At 64.7% G+C, this 18,296-nt stretch carries 14 protein-coding genes; 9 read left to right on the top strand and 5 right to left on the bottom strand.

Annotated elements, in window-relative coordinates:
- Positions 1-27: 27 nt before the first annotated feature.
- A complete protein-coding gene (gene tssB / locus OKW43_RS09205) occupies positions 28-540 on the bottom strand; it encodes a type VI secretion system contractile sheath small subunit (protein WP_429446698.1) in 513 nt (170 codons plus the stop codon).
- Positions 541-1,100: 560 nt separating this feature from the next.
- Here tssB and tssK point away from each other — a divergent pair.
- From tssK to OKW43_RS09160, 9 genes are all read left to right on the top strand, one after another.
- Positions 1,101-2,453, top strand: a complete 1,353-nt coding sequence (gene tssK, locus OKW43_RS09200; protein WP_429446696.1) for a type VI secretion system baseplate subunit TssK — start codon at positions 1,101-1,103, stop codon at positions 2,451-2,453.
- Entirely contained in the window at positions 2,450-3,181 is a 732-nt protein-coding gene (locus OKW43_RS09195) for a DotU family type IV/VI secretion system protein (RefSeq protein WP_429446694.1), read from the top strand. Before tssK ends, OKW43_RS09195 begins: the two co-directional genes overlap by 4 nt.
- Before the next feature lie 14 nt (positions 3,182-3,195).
- Positions 3,196-4,974 (top strand): OmpA family protein, encoded by a 1,779-nt coding sequence (locus OKW43_RS09190; RefSeq protein WP_429446692.1) that lies wholly within the window; start codon positions 3,196-3,198, stop codon positions 4,972-4,974.
- 111 nt (positions 4,975-5,085) lie between these two features.
- Positions 5,086-5,571 carry an Hcp family type VI secretion system effector gene (locus OKW43_RS09185; protein WP_429446690.1) on the top strand — a complete coding sequence of 162 codons (486 nt, stop codon included), beginning with the start codon at positions 5,086-5,088 and terminating at the stop codon, positions 5,569-5,571.
- A 146-nt stretch (positions 5,572-5,717) separates the two neighbouring features.
- A complete protein-coding gene (gene tssH / locus OKW43_RS09180) occupies positions 5,718-8,429 on the top strand; it encodes a type VI secretion system ATPase TssH (RefSeq protein ID WP_429446688.1) in 2,712 nt (903 codons plus the stop codon).
- A 14-nt stretch (positions 8,430-8,443) separates the two neighbouring features.
- Complete coding sequence (tssE, locus tag OKW43_RS09175; protein ID WP_187637927.1) at positions 8,444-8,869, top strand: type VI secretion system baseplate subunit TssE; 426 nt, start codon at positions 8,444-8,446, stop codon at positions 8,867-8,869.
- A gap of 818 nt (positions 8,870-9,687) precedes the next feature.
- On the top strand, positions 9,688-10,980 hold the full coding sequence (locus tag OKW43_RS09170; protein WP_187637926.1) for a cation:proton antiporter: 1,293 nt from the start codon (positions 9,688-9,690) through the stop codon (positions 10,978-10,980).
- A gap of 381 nt (positions 10,981-11,361) precedes the next feature.
- Positions 11,362-11,640, top strand: coding sequence for a DUF1488 family protein (locus tag OKW43_RS09165; protein WP_187637925.1), 279 nt, complete (start codon positions 11,362-11,364; stop codon positions 11,638-11,640).
- Positions 11,641-11,659: 19 nt separating this feature from the next.
- On the top strand, positions 11,660-12,451 hold the full coding sequence (locus tag OKW43_RS09160; RefSeq protein WP_187637924.1) for a phosphate/phosphite/phosphonate ABC transporter substrate-binding protein: 792 nt from the start codon (positions 11,660-11,662) through the stop codon (positions 12,449-12,451).
- 11 nt (positions 12,452-12,462) lie between these two features.
- Here OKW43_RS09160 and OKW43_RS09155 read toward each other — a convergent pair whose 3' ends face one another.
- The 4 genes from OKW43_RS09155 to OKW43_RS09140 are packed head-to-tail and all read right to left on the bottom strand — an operon-like array spanning position 12,463 to position 18,237.
- Positions 12,463-14,532 carry an acetyl/propionyl/methylcrotonyl-CoA carboxylase subunit alpha gene (locus OKW43_RS09155; protein WP_429446685.1) on the bottom strand — a complete coding sequence of 690 codons (2,070 nt, stop codon included), beginning with the start codon at positions 14,530-14,532 and terminating at the stop codon, positions 12,463-12,465.
- A gap of 52 nt (positions 14,533-14,584) precedes the next feature.
- Positions 14,585-15,370, bottom strand: coding sequence for an enoyl-CoA hydratase/isomerase family protein (locus OKW43_RS09150; RefSeq protein ID WP_187637922.1), 786 nt, complete (start codon positions 15,368-15,370; stop codon positions 14,585-14,587).
- A 49-nt stretch (positions 15,371-15,419) separates the two neighbouring features.
- Positions 15,420-17,027, bottom strand: coding sequence for a carboxyl transferase domain-containing protein (locus OKW43_RS09145; protein ID WP_187637921.1), 1,608 nt, complete (start codon positions 17,025-17,027; stop codon positions 15,420-15,422).
- Positions 17,028-17,055: 28 nt separating this feature from the next.
- The gene (locus OKW43_RS09140) at positions 17,056-18,237 is read right to left on the bottom strand and encodes an isovaleryl-CoA dehydrogenase (RefSeq protein ID WP_187637920.1); all 1,182 of its coding nucleotides are present in this window, start codon (positions 18,235-18,237) and stop codon (positions 17,056-17,058) included.
- Positions 18,238-18,296 lie beyond the last annotated feature (59 nt).

The following is an 18,296-nucleotide window of genomic DNA, read 5'->3' as shown; positions in this document are numbered from 1 at the left end:
GTGACGGCTTGCTTCGCCCGTCCCCGCTCAGGCATGGCCTTCCGGCTGGGTCGCGGCCGTCGCGATCTGCGCGAGTTCGCCACGCAGTTTGTCCGACAGGCGCCTGTCCTTCAGGACCTTTTCGAACTCGCGGCGGAACGTACTGTTGTCGAGCAGATTGGACTTCAGATCGCGCAGCAGATTGCGCATCGCCAGCAGCGCCTGCAATTCGGGAATCTGACGCGCCACCTGCTCCGGCTCGAAGTCTTTCATCGACCGGAACGCGAGCCTGACCGGTAGCTCCGAACCGTCGTCGGCGAGCGTGTTCTCGGCCGCGATCTTCAGGTCGGGCGCGTAGTCGGCGAGCACCGCGTCGAAATTGTTTTTGTCGATGTTGACCTTTTTGCGCTCCGCCAGTGGCGCCTGCTCGCGGCCCGCACTGAAATCGCCGGCGACCAGCAGCTTGAGAGGCAGCTCGACCTTCTTCTGCGCGCCGCCCGTGTGCAGGTCCAACGTGATCGAGACGCGACTCTTCGGAATTTCGCGCTGAAAGCTGTCCATTCATACTCCTCGTGTAATCAGATTCGACACAACCCGCAGATCTCGCCCATGACGATGCGGTGACTCCATTCGCGCATGTCCGCGCGCTTAAAGAGATATGCGCGACTCGCAATGGGAATTACGACGACGATACCCCATTGCACGACTTCGATCGTGCGCCTCGTTTAAATTCAGACGGTATTAAAGCAGGTTTTTCAGCATGGCGTCAAAGCATATTGACCGAGACAGGGAATCAAACAATGTGAACAATGGTTAACTCAATTGTGTTTTTGCAGATTCTAGCCGCCGCGCCACCCAGAGCCGGAACCGAGGAATTAACGGAATTTAACGTTTATCATATCTCGTTAATTCGCCGCGCATTTATTTGACACAATCTCAAATTGAATTTCCCTTTCTCAGAATAAAATCTCAACTGCATCTCAAATTTGAATTTGTCAATTTTTGTCATATTTTCAACGCCAGTCGAAATATGGGTATACGATCGGCGAATACGACATATAGAATCCGGAATCCCGGGTAATCCAGATTAAATCAGCAACAGGCATCAGACCAAAATACCTATGCGGATCGACAAACCGCTGTGGCATGAGGGCCTCATCCTCACGCAGCAGCACTTCCAGCAGCAAGAACGATGGGCCGGCTTCGCCCTGCAGCAGCTCGCCACGTCCGCGCTCGCGCAGCCGTGGGGCACACTCGGCGTCGAGATCGACGAAGAGGCGTTGGCAACCGGCCGTCTGAAGCTCACACGGCTCAAGCTGCGCTTTTCAGACGGAACGCCGGTCGACACGACGCTCACCGACGCTCTGCCCGCCGCGCGCGATCTGGCGCAAGGCGTGCCCGCCGATCGGCAAAGCGTCGTCGTGTTCGCGGCGCTCGCGTTGCCCGATGCGAACGGCGACAACTGCCGGTTCGATGAAACGTCGCTTGCGCGTCCACGCCGCGCGTATCGCGAATTCGTCAAGGTCGTGGATCTGAACGGCGGCAGCGAAACCGAGATCGCGTCCGAGCGTCACGCGCTGCGTCTGCTGTTCGATTTCGAATCGCATGCCGACGACACGGTCTGCGCCATCGCGCGGCTCACGCGCAGCACGAGCGGCCAGTTCCAGGTCGATCACCGTTTCGTGCCGCCGTGCCTGACGCTCGGCAGTCACCCGCTGCATGTCGAGCGCATCAATCGCCTCGCCGATATCCTGCAGGCGAAGAGCGTCGCGCTCGGCGCGCGTCGTAGCGAACGGCTCGAACAGGTCGCCGAATATGGCGTCGCCGACGTGCAGCTGTTCTGGCTTTTGCACTGCATTCACGCGGCGTGGCCGCAGTTGCGGCTCTACGCGGCGCATCCGCGCCGCTCGCCGGAGCAGCTCTACACGACCCTCGCGCAACTGGTCAGCGCGTTGATCACGTTCTCGACGCGCGTGCAACTCACCGACATTCCCGCCTACGACCACGCGCGCGCCGACGAGGTATTTGCGAAGCTCGAGGCCACGATCCGCGAACTGCTCGACGCAATCATTCCGTCGCGCGTCGTGTCGGTCGGCCTCACGCGCAAGAGCGCGACCACGTGGGCGGGTCAGTTCCTCGACGAGCGCATCGTCGCAGGCGCGGCCGACTGGTATCTATCGGTCAACGCGCCGATGTCGGCGTTCGAGCTTGCAGAGCAGTTCCCGCGCCTGTGCAAGATCGGCGCGCCCGACGACGTCGAGCACATCATCAATTCGGCGCTGCTCGGCATTCCGCTCAAGGCGGTAGCGCGCGTGCCGGCCGCGATTCCGGTGCGCCTCGACAACCAGTACTTCGCGCTCGATCCAGCGAACGCCGCGCACGCGAAGATGCTTGGCGCGCGCGCTTGCCAGATCTATCTGCCGGCATCGGTGCCCGACGCATCGCTCGAACTTTACGCGGTACTGCGCTCATGAACGCCCTGCCCCGAAGACCCAACGAAGCGGCGCCGCTCGACAGCGCGCCGGGCGCGACGCGCGCGTCGCGCGAAGGCATTCGCGACCTGCTGCGCGACACCGCGCTGCTCGTCACGACGCTCACGCCCGGCGGCCACGCGGGTCACGCAATCGACTTCCGCAATCGTTGCGCCCTGCTGATCGCCAACTTCTCGAATGCACTCGAGCGGCGCGGCTATCCCGACGACGTACGGCGCGAAGCGCTACTCGCGCAATGCGGGCTGCTCGATGAAGTCGCGCTGCGCCATCTGCCACCTGAAAGCCGCGCTGGGTGGGAACTGAAACCGCTGCAAGTCGAGTTGTTCAAACTGCACGACGCGGGCGAGCGCGTGTTCGAACGGCTCGAAGCGCGCATGCGTGAAGCGTCGCCGCACATCGACTTGCTCGAATGCTACGCGACGATCCTGAGCCTCGGCTTCATCGGCCGTTTCGCGCGCGATGGCGAAGCGAAACGCACGGCATTGACGACAGCGCTGCATGCGCAGCTGGAAAAACTTCGCCCTGCGCCCGCACGCACCTTCATCGCCGATCGCCCCGGCCGCCGCTTGTCGGACTGGTTCTACCGGCTCTCGCCGTGGGCGACGGCAGGGCTCGCATGCGTGCTCGCCGCCATCGTCTGGCTGGTCTGGTCGGCCGTGCTCGATACCCAGCTAGCGCAACTCGTGCACGCGAAGCTCACGCAGCCGTGAAGTCCGATCTGCGCATGCTCTCCGCAACGCCGACGCGCACGCCCGAGCGCGCGTACGAGAGGCTTGGTTACCCGTTGTGCGCGATGCTCGTGTTCGCGGCCGTGCTGACGCTCGCGGTGATCTGGTTCGTGCTGCCGGGTGGACGCGGCATCGCATGGGCGCTGACGGCGGTCGTCGGCTTGCTCGTTGGCGTACTCGTCGTATGGCGCACGCTCTGGCTGTCCCGCGCGGGCGAACAGAGCGCGCAGGTCTTGGCCGCGCTCGGCGCCTCGACCGCCGGCATTCCGCCGAGGCTGCGCACCCGCATGCCGCTCGTGCTCGTCACCGGCGACGGTCTGCCGGCGCTCTTCGATCGCAACGACGAGGAGCGCTTCGCGCACGTCGGCGACGGCGCGATCTGGTTGCGAGTCGATCATCCGCAGGAGCTGCCGCGCCTCGCGGTCGCGGTCAGACAGTGGCGCGACGGGCGTGCGCCCGATGGCGTCGTGTTGTCGGTGGCGCCCGCGCTGCATGTCGGCGCCGACATGCTCACGCAGCAGCTGCATGTCGTGCGCCATTGCGTCGCGGATGCCGCTCGCACGCTCGGCACGCGGCTGCCGGGCTATGTCGCGGTCTATCAGCGGCTGACCACGAGCCCGCTCGGTCTGTCGGTGCCCGCGTGGTACGGGGTGTCGTCGGCGACGCGGATCGTCGACGCCGAGCGTTTCGAACGCGTGGTCCGCGCGGCCGAAGCCGAGCCTCAGCGCGTGCCTGGCGACGCGGGCAGTACCACGGCTATCACGCCTACCACGGGTGCCGCGCGCGCGGCCGCGCTCGCGTCGCTCGTCGGCTGGACGCAGCGTGTCGTGATCGGCACATTGACCGACCCGCAGCAGCCTGCCACGCCGTGGGCGTTGTTCGGCGCGGGTTGGATCGATTGTGGTCCAGCAAGCGGTTCAAGCGGTTCAAGCGGTTCGGCGACCGGTTCGGCGACCGGTTCGGCCGATCCGTGGGAACGCGACGTGCAGATGCAAACCTGTGTGAGCCGCGCCGCCGTCGGCGCATCTCCGCTGCCGTGGCCGCTACCCCAACCGCTGATCGAAGCAACACCGCGGCGCTACTGGATGTCGCCGCGCCGCACTGCCTGCGCGCACGCGCTCGCGTTGCTCGCCTGCGCGGCCGCCGTCGCGTCGTGGTCCGCCGCGAGAAACAACGAAGCGCTGCTGGAGCGCATCGGCACCGACCTCGGCCGCTATTCGGCGATTCCGGCCGCGCACGACAACGCCAAACGCGACGCGCTGCAAGCGCTCGTCGCCGATCGCGATCAGCTCGACCGTTACACGCGCATCGGAGTGCCGCTGCGACTGTCGCTCGGCATGTATCGCGGTGCGCAACTGCTACCCGCGCTCGACACCGCGATCGCATCGTACGTGCCGCCTGCCCCGCCGCCGGCGGTCGTCACGCTCGACAGCATGTCGCTGTTCGACAGCGGCCGCGCTCAGTTGAAGCCCGGCTCGACGCGCACGATGGTCGCTGCGCTCGAAATGATCAGGGCGAATCCAGACAAGCGAATTCTGGTCGCCGGGCACACCGACGACGTCGGCAATCCGCAGAGCAATCTGAAGCTGTCCACGGCACGCGCGGAAGCCGTGCGCGACTGGCTGATCGACGCGTCGGGCCTCGCGGCGACGCAGTTTGCGATTCAGGGCTATGGCGATACGCGGCCGATCGCGAGCAACGCTACCGACGACGGACGCGCGAAGAACCGGCGAGTCGAAATCACGCTCGTGCCGGACGCTCCTTCAAACCAATAAGTCGAAAAAACGCAGTGTTTCGCCCCCGAAGCATCGCGCTTCGGGATCCAGATGCCCGGGGGCTGCTCCGGGCGGTTGTCGCAGCAGTAGAAAAATCAAGGAGTAGAAAGCATGGCAATTCCGGCCTATATGTGGCTCAAGGACGACGGCGGCGCCGATATCAAGGGTTCGGTGACGGTGCAAGGCCGCGAAGGCAGCGTCGAGCTCGTCGCGTTCGATCACGGCGTGCATATCCCGACCGACGGCAACACCGGCAAGCTGACCGGCACCCGCGTGCACAAACCGATCACGCTGACGAAGGAAACCGATGCATCGACGCCGTATCTGTACAAGGCGGTCACGAGCGGTCAGACGCTGAAGTCGGTCGAGATCAAGTGGTACAAGATCGACGACGCCGGCAAGGAAAAGGAGTACTTCAACACGAAGCTGGACAACGTGAAGATCGTCGCGGTCAAGCCGAAAATGTTCGACATCAAGAACCCCGACTACGAGAAGCACAACCACATGGAAGACGTCGAACTGCGCTACGAGACGATCACGTGGTCGTACAAGGACGGCAACATCATCCACAAGGACACCTGGAACGAGCGTTCCTGATCGGCATGTGATAAGTGGGACCGGCGCAGCGCCGGTCTCGTGACGTGCGTTGACGCGTCTTTACCAGTCTGCGTGGCGGGCTGGTCCTTTTTCATCGGCGAGTGCACAGCGCGCTTGCCGCTTCCCTCCGTGACCGAACTGCCGACATGACTTTGCGCGACGACCGAAGGAACGCCCTGTGGGACACCACTCATCTGCTGCGCCGACTCAACCCGCACTCCGCGCAGGCGCTCGAAGCGGCCGCGAGTCTTTGCCAGACGCGGCTGGCCGACGAGATCACGGTCGAGCACTGGTTACTGAAGCTGATCGAAGCAGGCGGCGGCGACATCCCCGCAATCCTGCGGCATTACACGATCGATATCGACGCGGTATGGGATGCGCTGCTCCACGCAATCGATCACCTGCCGCGCAACCTGCGGGGCAAGCCCGCGCTGTCGCCGCAGTTGGCGGCGATGCTTGGCGATGCCTGGCTTCACGTGTCGTCGGAGCGCGACGATGCGCGAATCCGCTCCGGCAATCTGCTGCAGGCCATCGTCGATGCGCCGCATGTGCTGCGCGCGCAGAACGCGTGGCCGCTGCTTGCCGTCAGCAGCGCACAGATCGAGCGTCTGCTGCCGCGAATTGCGCATCGGTCGTGCGAAAGTGAAATCGAAAGCGAAACCGAGGAACCAGAATCCGAAGCGCCGCAACGTTCCATAAGCGCAATCGGCGCGAACGGCGTTTCTCGCGCAAAAGAGATCATGCCTGCCAGCGCCGACGCCCTCGCCCGCTTCGCGATCGACCTGACCGACAAGGCGCGCCGCGGCGACATCGATCCGGTGTTCGGGCGCGATCGCGAGATCCAGCAGATGGTCGACGTGCTCGCGCGCCGCCGCAAGAACAATCCGATCCTCGTCGGCGAACCGGGGGTCGGCAAGACCGCGCTCGTCGAAGGGCTCGCGCTGCGCGTCGCCGAAGGCAGCGTGCCGAACGTGATCCGCGACGTGCGCATCCTCACGCTCGATCTCGGCCTGCTGCAAGCCGGCGCGGGCGTCAAAGGCGAATTCGAGCAACGCCTGAAGAACGTGATCGACGAGGTGCAGGCTTCGCCCGTGCCGATCCTGCTCTTCATCGACGAAGCGCACACGCTGATCGGCGCCGGCAACGCGGCGGGCGGCGCCGACGCCGCGAACCTGCTGAAGCCCGCGCTCGCGCGCGGCGAATTGCGCACGATCGCGGCGACCACGTGGTCCGAGTACAAGGAATTCTTCGAGCGTGACGCCGCACTGGAACGCCGCTTCCAGATGATCAAGGTCGACGAACCCGACGACGACACGGCCTGTTTGATGCTGCGTGGGCTGAAGAGCCGCTACGCCGGATACCATCGGGTGCACATTCGCGACGAAGCGCTGGTCGCCGCGGTCAGGCTGTCGCGTCGCTATATCCCGGCGCGGCAGTTGCCGGACAAGGCGGTCGATCTGATCGACACGGCCGCCGCGCGGGTGCGCATGGGCCTCGAAGCACCGCCGGCCGAACTCCAACGCGCGCGTGCCGCGCTCGCCGCGCTCGCGCTCGAACACGCAACGCTCGCAGACGACCAACGCGCCGGCATCGACAATAGCGAAGCACGCGGCGACGCGCTGGACGCGGCGCTCGCGAACGCGACGACCGAACTCGCGCAGTTGCAAACACGTTACGAACAGGAACTCGAGCTCGTCCAAACGCTGCACCGCCGACGCGACAGCGACACCGCCTCGCGCGACGCCAGCGCATTCGCTCACGCACGTGACGCGCTCGCGATTGCACAGGGCAAGGCCCCGCTGATCTTCGCCGACGTCGACGCCCAGGCGATCGCACGCGTCGTTGCCGAGTGGACCGGCGTGCCGGTCGGCAGCCTCGTCGAAAACGAACTGCAGAGCCTGCTGACACTGGAAACGCAGCTCGCGGCGCGCGTCGTCGCTCAGGATGACGCGCTCGCCGCCTTGTCCGAGAGCCTGCGCACCGCAAAGGCGGGGCTGAAGAATGAAGATGCGCCGCTTGGCGTGTTTCTGCTCGCCGGTCCGTCGGGTGTCGGCAAAACCGAAACGGCGCTCGCGCTCGCCGACCTGCTGTTCGGCGGCGAGGCCGCGCTCACGACGATCAATATGTCCGAGTACCAGGAATCGCACACGGTCTCGCAGTTGAAGGGCTCGCCGCCCGGCTACATCGGCTATGGACGCGGCGGCATTCTGACCGAAGCGGTGCGGCAGCGTCCGTACAGCGTCGTGCTGCTCGACGAAGTCGAAAAGGCGCATCGCGACGTGCTGGACATGTTCTATCAGGTGTTCGATCGCGGCATGATGCGCGACGGCGAGGGGCGCGAGATCGACTTTCGCAACTGCGTAATCCTGATGACGTCCAATCTCGGCAGCGCGCAGATCGACGAAACGACCGCGGAAAATCCCGGCGTCTCGCAGAACGAACTGTTCGAGGCGATTCGTCCGCAGCTCGTCGGCCACTTTCAACCGGCGCTGCTCGCGCGCTTTCAGACGCTCGTGTACCGCCCGCTCGATGCAAGCGCGCTGGGTTCGATCGTGCGCCTGAAGCTCGCCAAAGTCGCGCAGCGTCTGCACCGCCAGCATCGCGTCGAACTGAGCTGCGATGAATCGCTGATCGCTGCGATGGCCGAGTTATGTCTCGCGCGCGAATCGGGCGCGCGCAACGTCGATGCGTTTCTCAATCAGCGCATTCTGCCGACGGTGTCGCGCGAACTGCTCGCGCGCATGGCGAGCGGAATCGCGCCCGCAAAAATCCTGCTGAGCAGTTCGCCAGAAGGCAATCTGACGATCGATTTCATCGATCGCGAAGCAGCCGTCGCTGAACACGCGGCGATCGCCTGACGGAGCGCCACACGATGCCGGCAGGACCGTCCCTCTACGACATGCTGCTCGGCCAGATTGGCGGTGAGCCGCTCGACGCCTATGACGACCGCACGCTCGAATGCCTGAGCGTGCAGCGGAACGTGCAGCGCATTCTGAACGCGCGCGCGGGCGCATTGAAGCACCTGCCCGACTATGGCCTGCCGGACATGACGAACATCTACAAGGCATTGCCTTCGTCGGCGCACGCGCTGAAGCAGCAGATGGAGGCGACGCTGCTGAAATATGAACCCCGGATTCGCGCGATCGACATCGACATCTTCGAGGACGACGACCCCGGCGTGCTGGTCAGCTTCGAAATGACGTGTCATTTGAAGAAGGCCGGGCTCGTGCGCTTCGGCACGTATTTCGAGCCGCCGGGGCGACTGCATCTAAGACGCCGGATGCAGGGGCGCGGGTAATCAGCGCAACGCGCGTGCGCGTCAATATGATGCGACATTTGTTCACACTTGCTCGGTGGATAACTCGCTATAGTGGAGACGGTCGATTACGGGTCCGATCGACCTTCCCAGACAGGCATTGAGTCTGTCCTTCAGCAGCCTCGATCGCGCCCCGCGTTCGAGGCTTCTTTCTTTGCTGCCCCGTTAGCCGGCGGTCAAATCTAAAAAAAGATGGGCCCAGGTCAGGGCCCAGGTCACGCTTTTGTACATCAATCCCCAGCGTCATGCGCAAAGAAGCAATTTGAGGACAATTACGCGTCAGGCTTTATGCGATGCACAGTCATCGCAATGCAAGACGGATGACGAATTCATAAGCGCTAATTCGGATTAAATCGAGCAACTCATATCTTGAAATAAAAAAACCTATGTCTCGAAATAAAGACCGGAACTCGTCGGGTGCTTCATTAGTCCGAGCACTGCCATTGCCCATCGTGGCGAACGTCTGGCGAGCCGAGTCCCACCTGGTTCGCTGTCATCCGCTCATGGTCCGATAAAAAGTGCGCTGCGTCTGATCGCATCGTCTGTCGCGTTTGAATGAAGCGTCCGTACCGGTACGTCGCTCTATCGCCAGTGGCAACGATCGTGTCTTTACAGAATGCAGATCGCTTGTCAGATTGAAAGAGCTTGAATAAGGAATTGCTGGTGAAATATCTCGCTGGTTCAATGTCGCAATCGCGGCGGCTTTCTCTGCCTGCCTGTTTTATGCCTTGTCGCGCGAGTTACCCCGGTGCTACCGTGATGACGCGTTCGCGCGGCCCCGAAGCGGGGGAGCGTGCACGATGAGCGTCTTCCAGATTGCCGGCGCGCTGTTCGCCATCGTCGCGCTATTCGGCATCATCAATTATCGGTTCATCAGATTGCCCGACACGCTCGGCATCACCGCGGTCGGACTCGTCGTCAGTGTCGGTATTTCGGCGCTCGGCTTCTACTACCCGGCGATGGCGATCGCCGCGCGCAAGATCGTCGTGCAGATCGATTTTGCCGACATCGTGTTTCACGGCCTGCTAAGCCTGCTGCTGTTCGCCGGCGCGCTGCATGTCGATCTGTCGAAGATGCGCACGCAGCGGCGCGCAGTGCTGATGCTCGCGACGATCGGCGTGTTGATTTCCATCGCGGTGGTCGGCTTCGGGTTTTACTACGCGGCACTCTGGCTCGGCCAGCCGGTCAGCCTGCTGTGGTGTCTCGTGTTCGGCGCGCTGATCTCGCCGACCGATCCGATCGCGGTGCTGAGCGTGCTCAAGCGCGCGGCGGCGCCCGAAAGCCTCGAAACCAAGATCACCGGCGAGTCGCTGTTCAACGACGGCACGGCCGTCGTCGCGTTCGTCGCGCTAATCGGGCTCGCGACGGGCGCGCACGAGTTTTCCGCGGGCGCGATCGCATTCGATCTGCTGCGCGAAGTCGCCGGCGCGCTCGTGCTCGGCGCGGCGCTCGGCTTCGGCGCGTCGCTGCTGCTGCGAGGCATCGACAGCTATCCGGTCGAGATTCTGATCACACTCGCGCTCGCGACCGGCGGCTATAGTCTCGCCGAAGCGCTGCACGTGTCGGCGCCTCTCGCGGTCGTGATCATGGGGCTCGTTATCGGCAACCACGGCGCGTCGACGTCGATGTCGGAGAAGACGCGTGAGCATCTGTTCAACTTCTGGGACCTGCTCGACGAGTTGCTCAATCTGGTGCTGTTCGGGCTGATCGGGCTCGAGATCATTGCGCTGTCGCTACGGGTCGAGATCGTGTGGCTCGGGCTCGCCGCGATTCCGGTCGTGCTGCTCGCGCGCGGCGTCAGCGTCGCGATTCCGTTGCTCACGCTGCAGAAGTTCCGGCGTCTCAATCCGCATTCGGCCGTCGTGCTGACGTGGGGCGGGCTGCGCGGCGGCATTTCGATCGCGCTCGCGCTGTCGCTACCGGAGTTTCACGGACGTGACACGTTCATCGGCGTCACGTATCTGGTCGTCGTATTCAGCCTGCTGATTCAGGCGACGACCTTGGGTCCACTGATCCGCCGGCTCAATTTCTCGAATGCTCACGCAACCCCGCCTGCGTCGCCGGATTCATCGTCTGCAAGAAACGCGCGCTAATCGTAAAGTGGATACCTGCGCCGCTCGGCAGTTGTATCGAGAACGCAAACTGACCGGACATGGGGCCATGCATCGGCCGCGAGGTTGGTGGAAAATCGTAAAAATAGTCCGAGACGGGCGCGAGCAGTTCGCGCGTCGATTTCGACGCCGGATTGGAGCGCCCGATTTAAGCGTTTTCTGAGCAGTGCCGGCCACGGTTCGCGCCGCGGCCCTGGCTCGGGCCTGGGAGTCCGTCGCCAGTTTCTGGCTTACTTTCCGCCGGTTTCCGGATCGTCGCGACTGCCGCGGCGCCGGGCATTTGGCCGTCAATGCCGGTTCTCCCACATACCTGGCAGGCGCGGTTTGTCATCCTGTCGATTCAGGCGTCCGAAGGAGTTCGCCATGTCGGTCTATGTCGATGAAGGGTTCCGGCCCTGTGTGACGGAATGCGGGACGGTCGCGTTCCGCGTGTGCTGCGACGATCGCGCGCAGATTTTTGAAGTCAGCGCCGACGCGCTGGTCGAGTTCTGCGGCGCTGTGAGCCGTCGCAAGCAGGACCTGCTGGTCGCGTTCGAGGATGCGCTGGACGAGATCCTCTCTGTAGCGGCGCAGCGATGGCAGTTCACGCCGAGCGAGCCGGTGCGGCTTGGTCTCGACGACTTCAAATTGGTCAGACATTAGGCGTGCGAGAAACGCCTTCATGAGTTGGATCGCCGCCCTGCCGATGTACAACGTGACGCCCGCGCTCGACCTCGAATGGCGCGAGTGGCTCGACGACGTGCTGCGCCGGATCAGGCCCGCGTGCCGCATCGTCGATCCGGACGAGGAACTGCACGGCTTCTGGCGGCGCCCGAACCTGTTGATCTCGCAGACCTGCGGTTATCCGCTGATGCACGGGCTGCACGCACAGGTGCAATTGATCGCGACTCCCTGCTTCGATGCGCCCGGCTGCGACGGCGCGCATTACTCGAGCATCCTGATCACGCGCGCCGACGCGCGCTTCGACTCACTCGCGTCGTGCCGCGGCGCGCGCGCCGCCTACAACCAGGACGATTCGAACAGCGGCATGAACGCGTTTCGCCACGCGGTCGCGCCGCTCGCGCGCGCCGGCATGTTCTTCGCCACGGTGCTGCGCACGGGCTCGCATCTGGGCTCGCTGCACGCGGTCGCCGACAATCGCGCGGACGTCGCCGCGATCGACTGCGTGACCTTCGCCTTCGTTTGCGACGTGCTGCCGGAACTGGCGCGGCGCGTGCGCGCGATCGGCATGACCGCCGCCTCACCGGGCTTGCCGCTGATCGCCGCGGCCAATGTGCCGCCAGCCACGATCGCCGCGTTGCGCGACGCGCTGAACGAGACGCTGACCGTCCGCCCCGAACGGGCGAAACGCCTGCGTTTGACGGGTTTTTCGACGCTGCCGCTGACCGACTACGCGCGCATCGGCGAACTCGAAAGCGAAGCGCGCGCGGCCGGCTACGCGCGGCTCGGCTGATCGATTGCCGCTTATTGGCCCGCCTGCTGCACGTCCAGCACCAGCAGCTGCGCGCCGTCGGCGACCTGATCACCGACCGCATACAGCACCTCGGCGACCGTGCCGGCCGCCGGCGCGCCGATCGTATGCTCCATCTTCATCGCTTCCATCACGATCAGCGGCGCGCCTTTGTCGACCACCGCGCCCGGCTCGACCAGCACCGCGATCACCTTACCCGGCATCGGCGCGGTCAGACGGCCTTCGCCATGCTCGGCATCCGCGGCATGCGCGAGCAGGTTCTGCCATTCGAATGCAAGCGTCTCGCCGTGGCAGAACACGTGGAACCTGTCGCCGTCGACGAACACTCGCCCCGTCACCCGCGCGTCGCCGATCGTCGCGCCGAATTCGTGCGCGCCCGCGCCGAGCGACCATGTGAAGTCCTCGCGCACGCCGTCGTGTTCAAGCGTTTGAACGAGCGCGTGCGCGGCACCGTTTCGCGCGAAGACGACCGTGAACGCGTCGTCTCGATCGTCGTTCGCGCCGTCGTCGATCACGCGCCAGCCGAGCGTTTGCGTGTAACCGCTATTGAGCCGCCAGTGCGACAGCGCGTCCCACGGCGACGCGCCGTGCGCGGTGCCGCCCTCGCGCGTCAGCAATGCGGCGCATGCGAGCGCGAGCGCTTCCTTGAACGGCTTGCGTGCCGGCGCGAACAGCGCGTCGTGATGGCGTTCGATCAAACCCGTGTCGAGATCGCCGCTCGCGAACGGTTCGCTCGCGACGATGCGCCGCAGAAACTCGACGTTCGTATGCGGCCCGACGACCTCGCAGGCATGCAGCGCACGCGCGAGGCGCGCCAACGCCTCGTCGCGCGTCGCGCCGTGCACGATCAGCTTGGCGATCATCGGATCGTAGAACGGCGTGATCGTGTCGCCTTCGCGCACGCCGCTGTCGATACGCACCGGCGCCTTGCGTCCCGGCTCGCCGAGTCCGGCCGCGTCAATCGCGAACTCGACGCCTTCCGGCATGCGCAGATGCTTGAGCGTGCCGGTGGACGGCAGGAAGCCGCGCGCCGGATGCTCGGCGTAGATGCGCGCCTCGATCGCATGGCCGTCGAGCTTCAACTGCTGCTGCGTGAGCGGCAGCGCGTCGCCCGCGGCAACGCGCAGTTGCCATTCGACGAGGTCCTGCCCCGTCACCATCTCGGTGACCGGATGCTCGACCTGCAGCCGCGTGTTCATCTCCATGAAATAGAACTCGCCGGCCGGCGTCATGATGAACTCGACCGTACCCGCGCCGACATAGTTGACGGCGCGCGCGGCCGCCACGGCCGCTTCACCCATCGCGCGCTTGACCTCGGCCGAAAGCCCCGGCGCCGGCGCTTCCTCCAGCACTTTCTGATGACGCCGCTGCACCGAGCAGTCGCGATCGAACAGATAGACCGCGCCGCCGTGCCGATCGGCGAACACCTGGACTTCGACGTGACGCGGCCGCGTCAGATACTTCTCGATCAGCACGCGATCGTTGCCGAAGCTGCTCGCCGCCTCGCGCTTGCACGACAGCAGCGCGGCCGCGAAGTCCGAGCTGCGCTCGACCACCCGCATGCCCTTGCCGCCGCCGCCCGCGCTCGCCTTCAGCAGCACCGGATAACCGATCGCGTCCGCTTCGCGCTGCAACAGCGGCGGGTCCTGGTCGTCGCCGTGATAGCCGGGCACGAGCGGCACCGCGGCCGCGTGCATCAGCGCTTTCGCGGCGGCCTTGGAACCCATCGCGGCAATCGCTTCGACCGGCGGTCCGATAAAAACGATGCCGGCTGCGTCGCACGCATGCGCGAAGTCTTCGTTTTCCGAAAGAAAGCCGTAGCCCGGATGCACGGCCTGCGCGCCGGCCGCGCGCGCGGCTTCGATGATGCGCTCGATGCGCAGATAGCTTTGCGCCGCCGTCGAGCCGCCGATATGCACCGCTTCGTCGCAGGCGGAGACGTGTTTCGCGTTGGCGTCGGCGTCGGAATAGACGGCCACGCTCGCGATGCCGAGCCGCTTGCAGGTCGCCGCGACGCGGCACGCAATCTCACCCCGGTTGGCGATCAGGATCTTGTTGAACATGAGTGTCTCGATGAAATAGGCGGTGCGGGGCGATGGTTGTCAGCGGGGCATCTCAGTTGCGCCAGCCCGGCGGGCGTTTTTCGAGGAACGACGCGACGCCTTCGCGGCCCTCGGCGCCGGCCCGCGTTTTCGCAATGCGTGCGGCCGTGTCCTCGATCAGCGCGTCGCTCAACTCGCGGCCCGCGATGTCCTGCACGAGCCGCTTGCAAGCGCGCACCGCTTGCGGGCCGTTCGCGCACAGCGTCTGCGCGAGCTGCGCGACCGTCGCATCGAGCTGCTCCGCGCTCACCGCTTCGCTGACCAGTCCCAGCCGCGACGCGCTCGCGCAGTCGAACGCCTCGGCGGTGACGAAGTAGCGCCGCGACGCCTGCTCGCCGAGCGCGCGAATCACGTACGGCGCGATCGTTGCGGGGATCAGCCCGAGCCGCGCTTCGGACAGGCAGAAGTGCGCGCTGTCGACCGCGACGACGATGTCGCATGCCGCAATCAGGCCCATGCCGCCCGCGTATGCGTCGCCGTTCACGCGCGCGATCACCGGCTTGTTGCAGCGATACACCGCCGACAGCATGCCAGCGAGCCGCATCGCATCGGCGCGGTTCTCGTCGTCCGAGTAGCCGGCCATTTTTTTCATCCAGTTCAGGTCGGCGCCCGCGCAGAACACCTTGCCGTTCGCGGCAAGCACGACCGCGCGCACGTCGTCGCGCGTATCGAGCGCGGTGAACGCGGCGGTCAGTTCGGCAATCATCGTTTCGTTGAACGCGTTGCGCACATCCGGACGATTGAGCGTGACCGTCGCGATCTGGCCGGCAAACTCGACCTTCAGCGTTTCGTATTGCATGCGTAGCACTCCCTTTCCATACGCGGTCGCCTCGCGGCGCCGTGGGCCATCACATTCTGAACACGCCGAAGCGCGTGTCTTCGATCGGCGCGTTCATCGCCGCCGACAGGCCGAGCCCGAGCACGTCGCGGGTTTGCGCGGGGTCGATCACGCCGTCGTCCCACAGTCGCGCGCTCGCGTAGTACGGATGGCCCTGATGCTCGTATTGCTCGCGAATCGGCTGTTTGAACGCCTCTTCTTGCTCCACGCTCCAACTGCCGCCCTTCGCTTCGATGCCGTCGCGCTTGACGGTGGCGAGCACCGACGCGGCCTGCTCGCCACCCATCACCGAGATGCGCGCGTTCGGCCACATCCACAGGAAGCGCGGCGAATACGCGCGGCCGCACATGCCATAGTTGCCCGCGCCGAACGAGCCGCCGATGATCACCGTGAACTTCGGCACCTTCGCGGTCGCGACCGCGGTGACCATCTTCGCGCCGTTCCTCGCGATGCCTTCATTCTCGTACTTGCGGCCGACCATGAAGCCGGTGATGTTCTGCAGAAACACGAGCGGGATCTTGCGCTGGCAGCACAGCTCGATGAAGTGCGTACCCTTCAGCGCCGACTCCGAAAACAGAATGCCGTTGTTCGCGACGACGCCGACCGGATGCCCCCAGATATGCGCGAAACCGGTCACGAGCGTGGTGCCGTAGCGCGCCTTGAATTCGTCGAACGCGGAATCGTCGACGATGCGCGCGATCACCTCGCGGATATCGAACGGCTTGCGCGTGTCGACCGGAATCACGCCGTAGATGCTCTGGGTGTCGTAGCGCGGCGGCTTCGGCTCCTGCAATACGAGCGGCGTGGGCTTCACGCGATTCAGATGACCGACGATGCTGCGCGCGATCCCGAGCGCATGCGCATCGTTCTGCGCGAGATGGTCGACGACGCCCGACAGACGCGTATGCACGTCGCCGCCGCCGAGATCTTCGGCGCTGACCACTTCACCGGTCGCGGCTTTGACGAGGGGCGGGCCGCCGAGAAAAATCGTCCCCTGGTTCTTGACGATGATCGACTCGTCGCTCATCGCCGGCACATACGCGCCGCCCGCGGTGCACGACCCCATCACGACCGCGATCTGCGGAATGTCCGCGGCCGACAGATTCGCCTGGTTGTAGAAGATGCGGCCGAAGTGATCGCGATCGGGAAACACGTCGTCCTGATTCGGCAGATTCGCGCCGCCCGAGTCGACGAGGTACACACACGGCAAACGGTTTTCGCTGGCGATTTCCTGCGCGCGCACGTGCTTCTTCACGGTGACCGGATAGTAGGTGCCACCCTTCACGGTCGCGTCGTTGCAGACGATCACGCACTCCTGTCCCGCGATGCGGCCGATGCCCGTAATCACGCCGGCGCCCGGCGCGTCGTCGTTATACATGCCGTACGCGGCGAGTTGCGACAGTTCGAGAAACGGCGTGCCCGGATCGAGCAGTTGCGCGATGCGCTCGCGCGGCAGCAATTTGCCGCGGCTCGTGTGCTTGTCGCGCGCGGTCTGGCCGCCGCCCTGCGCGAGCTGCTCGATCTTCGCGCGCAGATCGGCGACGAGCGCTTCGAGCGCCGCCGCGTTCGCGCGAAAGTCATCCGAGCGCGGGTTCAGTTTTGATTCGATGATCGGCATCGCTGTGTCTCCTCATCCTTGCTCGCGATCACAGCGTTTCGGCAAACAGCTCCCGGCCGATCAGCATGCGACGAATCTCGCTCGTGCCCGCGCCGATTTCATAGAGCTTCGCATCGCGCCATAGGCGCCCGACCGGATACTCGTTGATATAGCCATTGCCGCCGAGAATCTGGATCGCCTCGCCGGCCATCCAGGTCGCCTTTTCGGCCGTGTACAGAATCACGCCCGCGCAGTCCTTGCGGACCTGGCGAACGTGGTCGCTACCGAGCGTGTCGAGCTGACGGCCCACCGCGTACAGATACGCGCGGCACGCCTGCAACGTCGTGTACAGATCGGCGACCTTGCCCTGAATCAGCTGGAATTCGCCGATCGACTGGCCGAACTGCTTGCGGTCGTGGATGTACGGCACGACCGCGTCCATCACCGCGACCATGATGCCGGTCGGGCCGCCCGCGAGCACCGCGCGCTCGTAGTCGAGACCGCTCATCAGCACGTTGACGCCGCCGTTCAATGCCCCAAGGATATTTTCCTCCGGCACTTCGACGTCCTGGAACACGAGTTCGCCGGTGTGCGAGCCGCGCATGCCGAGCTTGTCGAGCTTCTGCGCGACCGAGAATCCCTTCATGCCTTTCTCGACGATGAACGCGGTAATGCCGCGCGAATTCGCTTCGGGATCGGTCTTCGCATAGACGACCAGCGTGTCGCAATCGGGGCCGTTGGTGATCCACATCTTGGTGCCGTTCAGCACGTAGCGATCGCCCTTTCTGACGGCGCGCAGCTTCATGCTGACCACGTCCGAGCCCGCGTTCGGCTCGCTCATCGCCAGCGCGCCGACGTGCTCGCCCGACACCAGCGTGGGCAGATATTTGCGCTTCTGCGCATCGGTGCCGTTGCGATGAATCTGGTTCACGCACAGGTTCGAATGCGCGCCATACGACAGGCCAACCGATGCCGACGCGCGCGAGATTTCCTCCATCGCGACCATGTGCGCGGTATAGCCCATGTCCGCGCCGCCGTATTCCTCGGAGACCGTCATGCCGAGCACGCCGAGATCGCCGAACTTACGCCACAGGTCCATCGGAAACTGATCGGTGCGATCGATTTCTCCCGCGCGCGGCGCGATTTCTTTGGCGGCGAACGACGCAATGGTGTCGCGCAGCATCTCGATCTCTTCGCCGAGCGGGAATTGCAAACCGGGCAGATTGGGCATTGCGGTGTCTCCTGAGTTCGTGGGCGGCCGCTCATGGAACGCGAAGCGGCGCGCGAAAA

The sequence above is a fragment of the Paraburkholderia sp. WC7.3g genome (genome assembly GCF_050436345.1).
GTDB classification, from domain to species: Bacteria; Pseudomonadota; Gammaproteobacteria; order Burkholderiales; family Burkholderiaceae; genus Paraburkholderia; species Paraburkholderia podalyriae.
The sequence above is the reverse complement of the archived record's forward strand: the minus strand, read 5'-3'. Positions and strand labels throughout refer to the sequence as shown.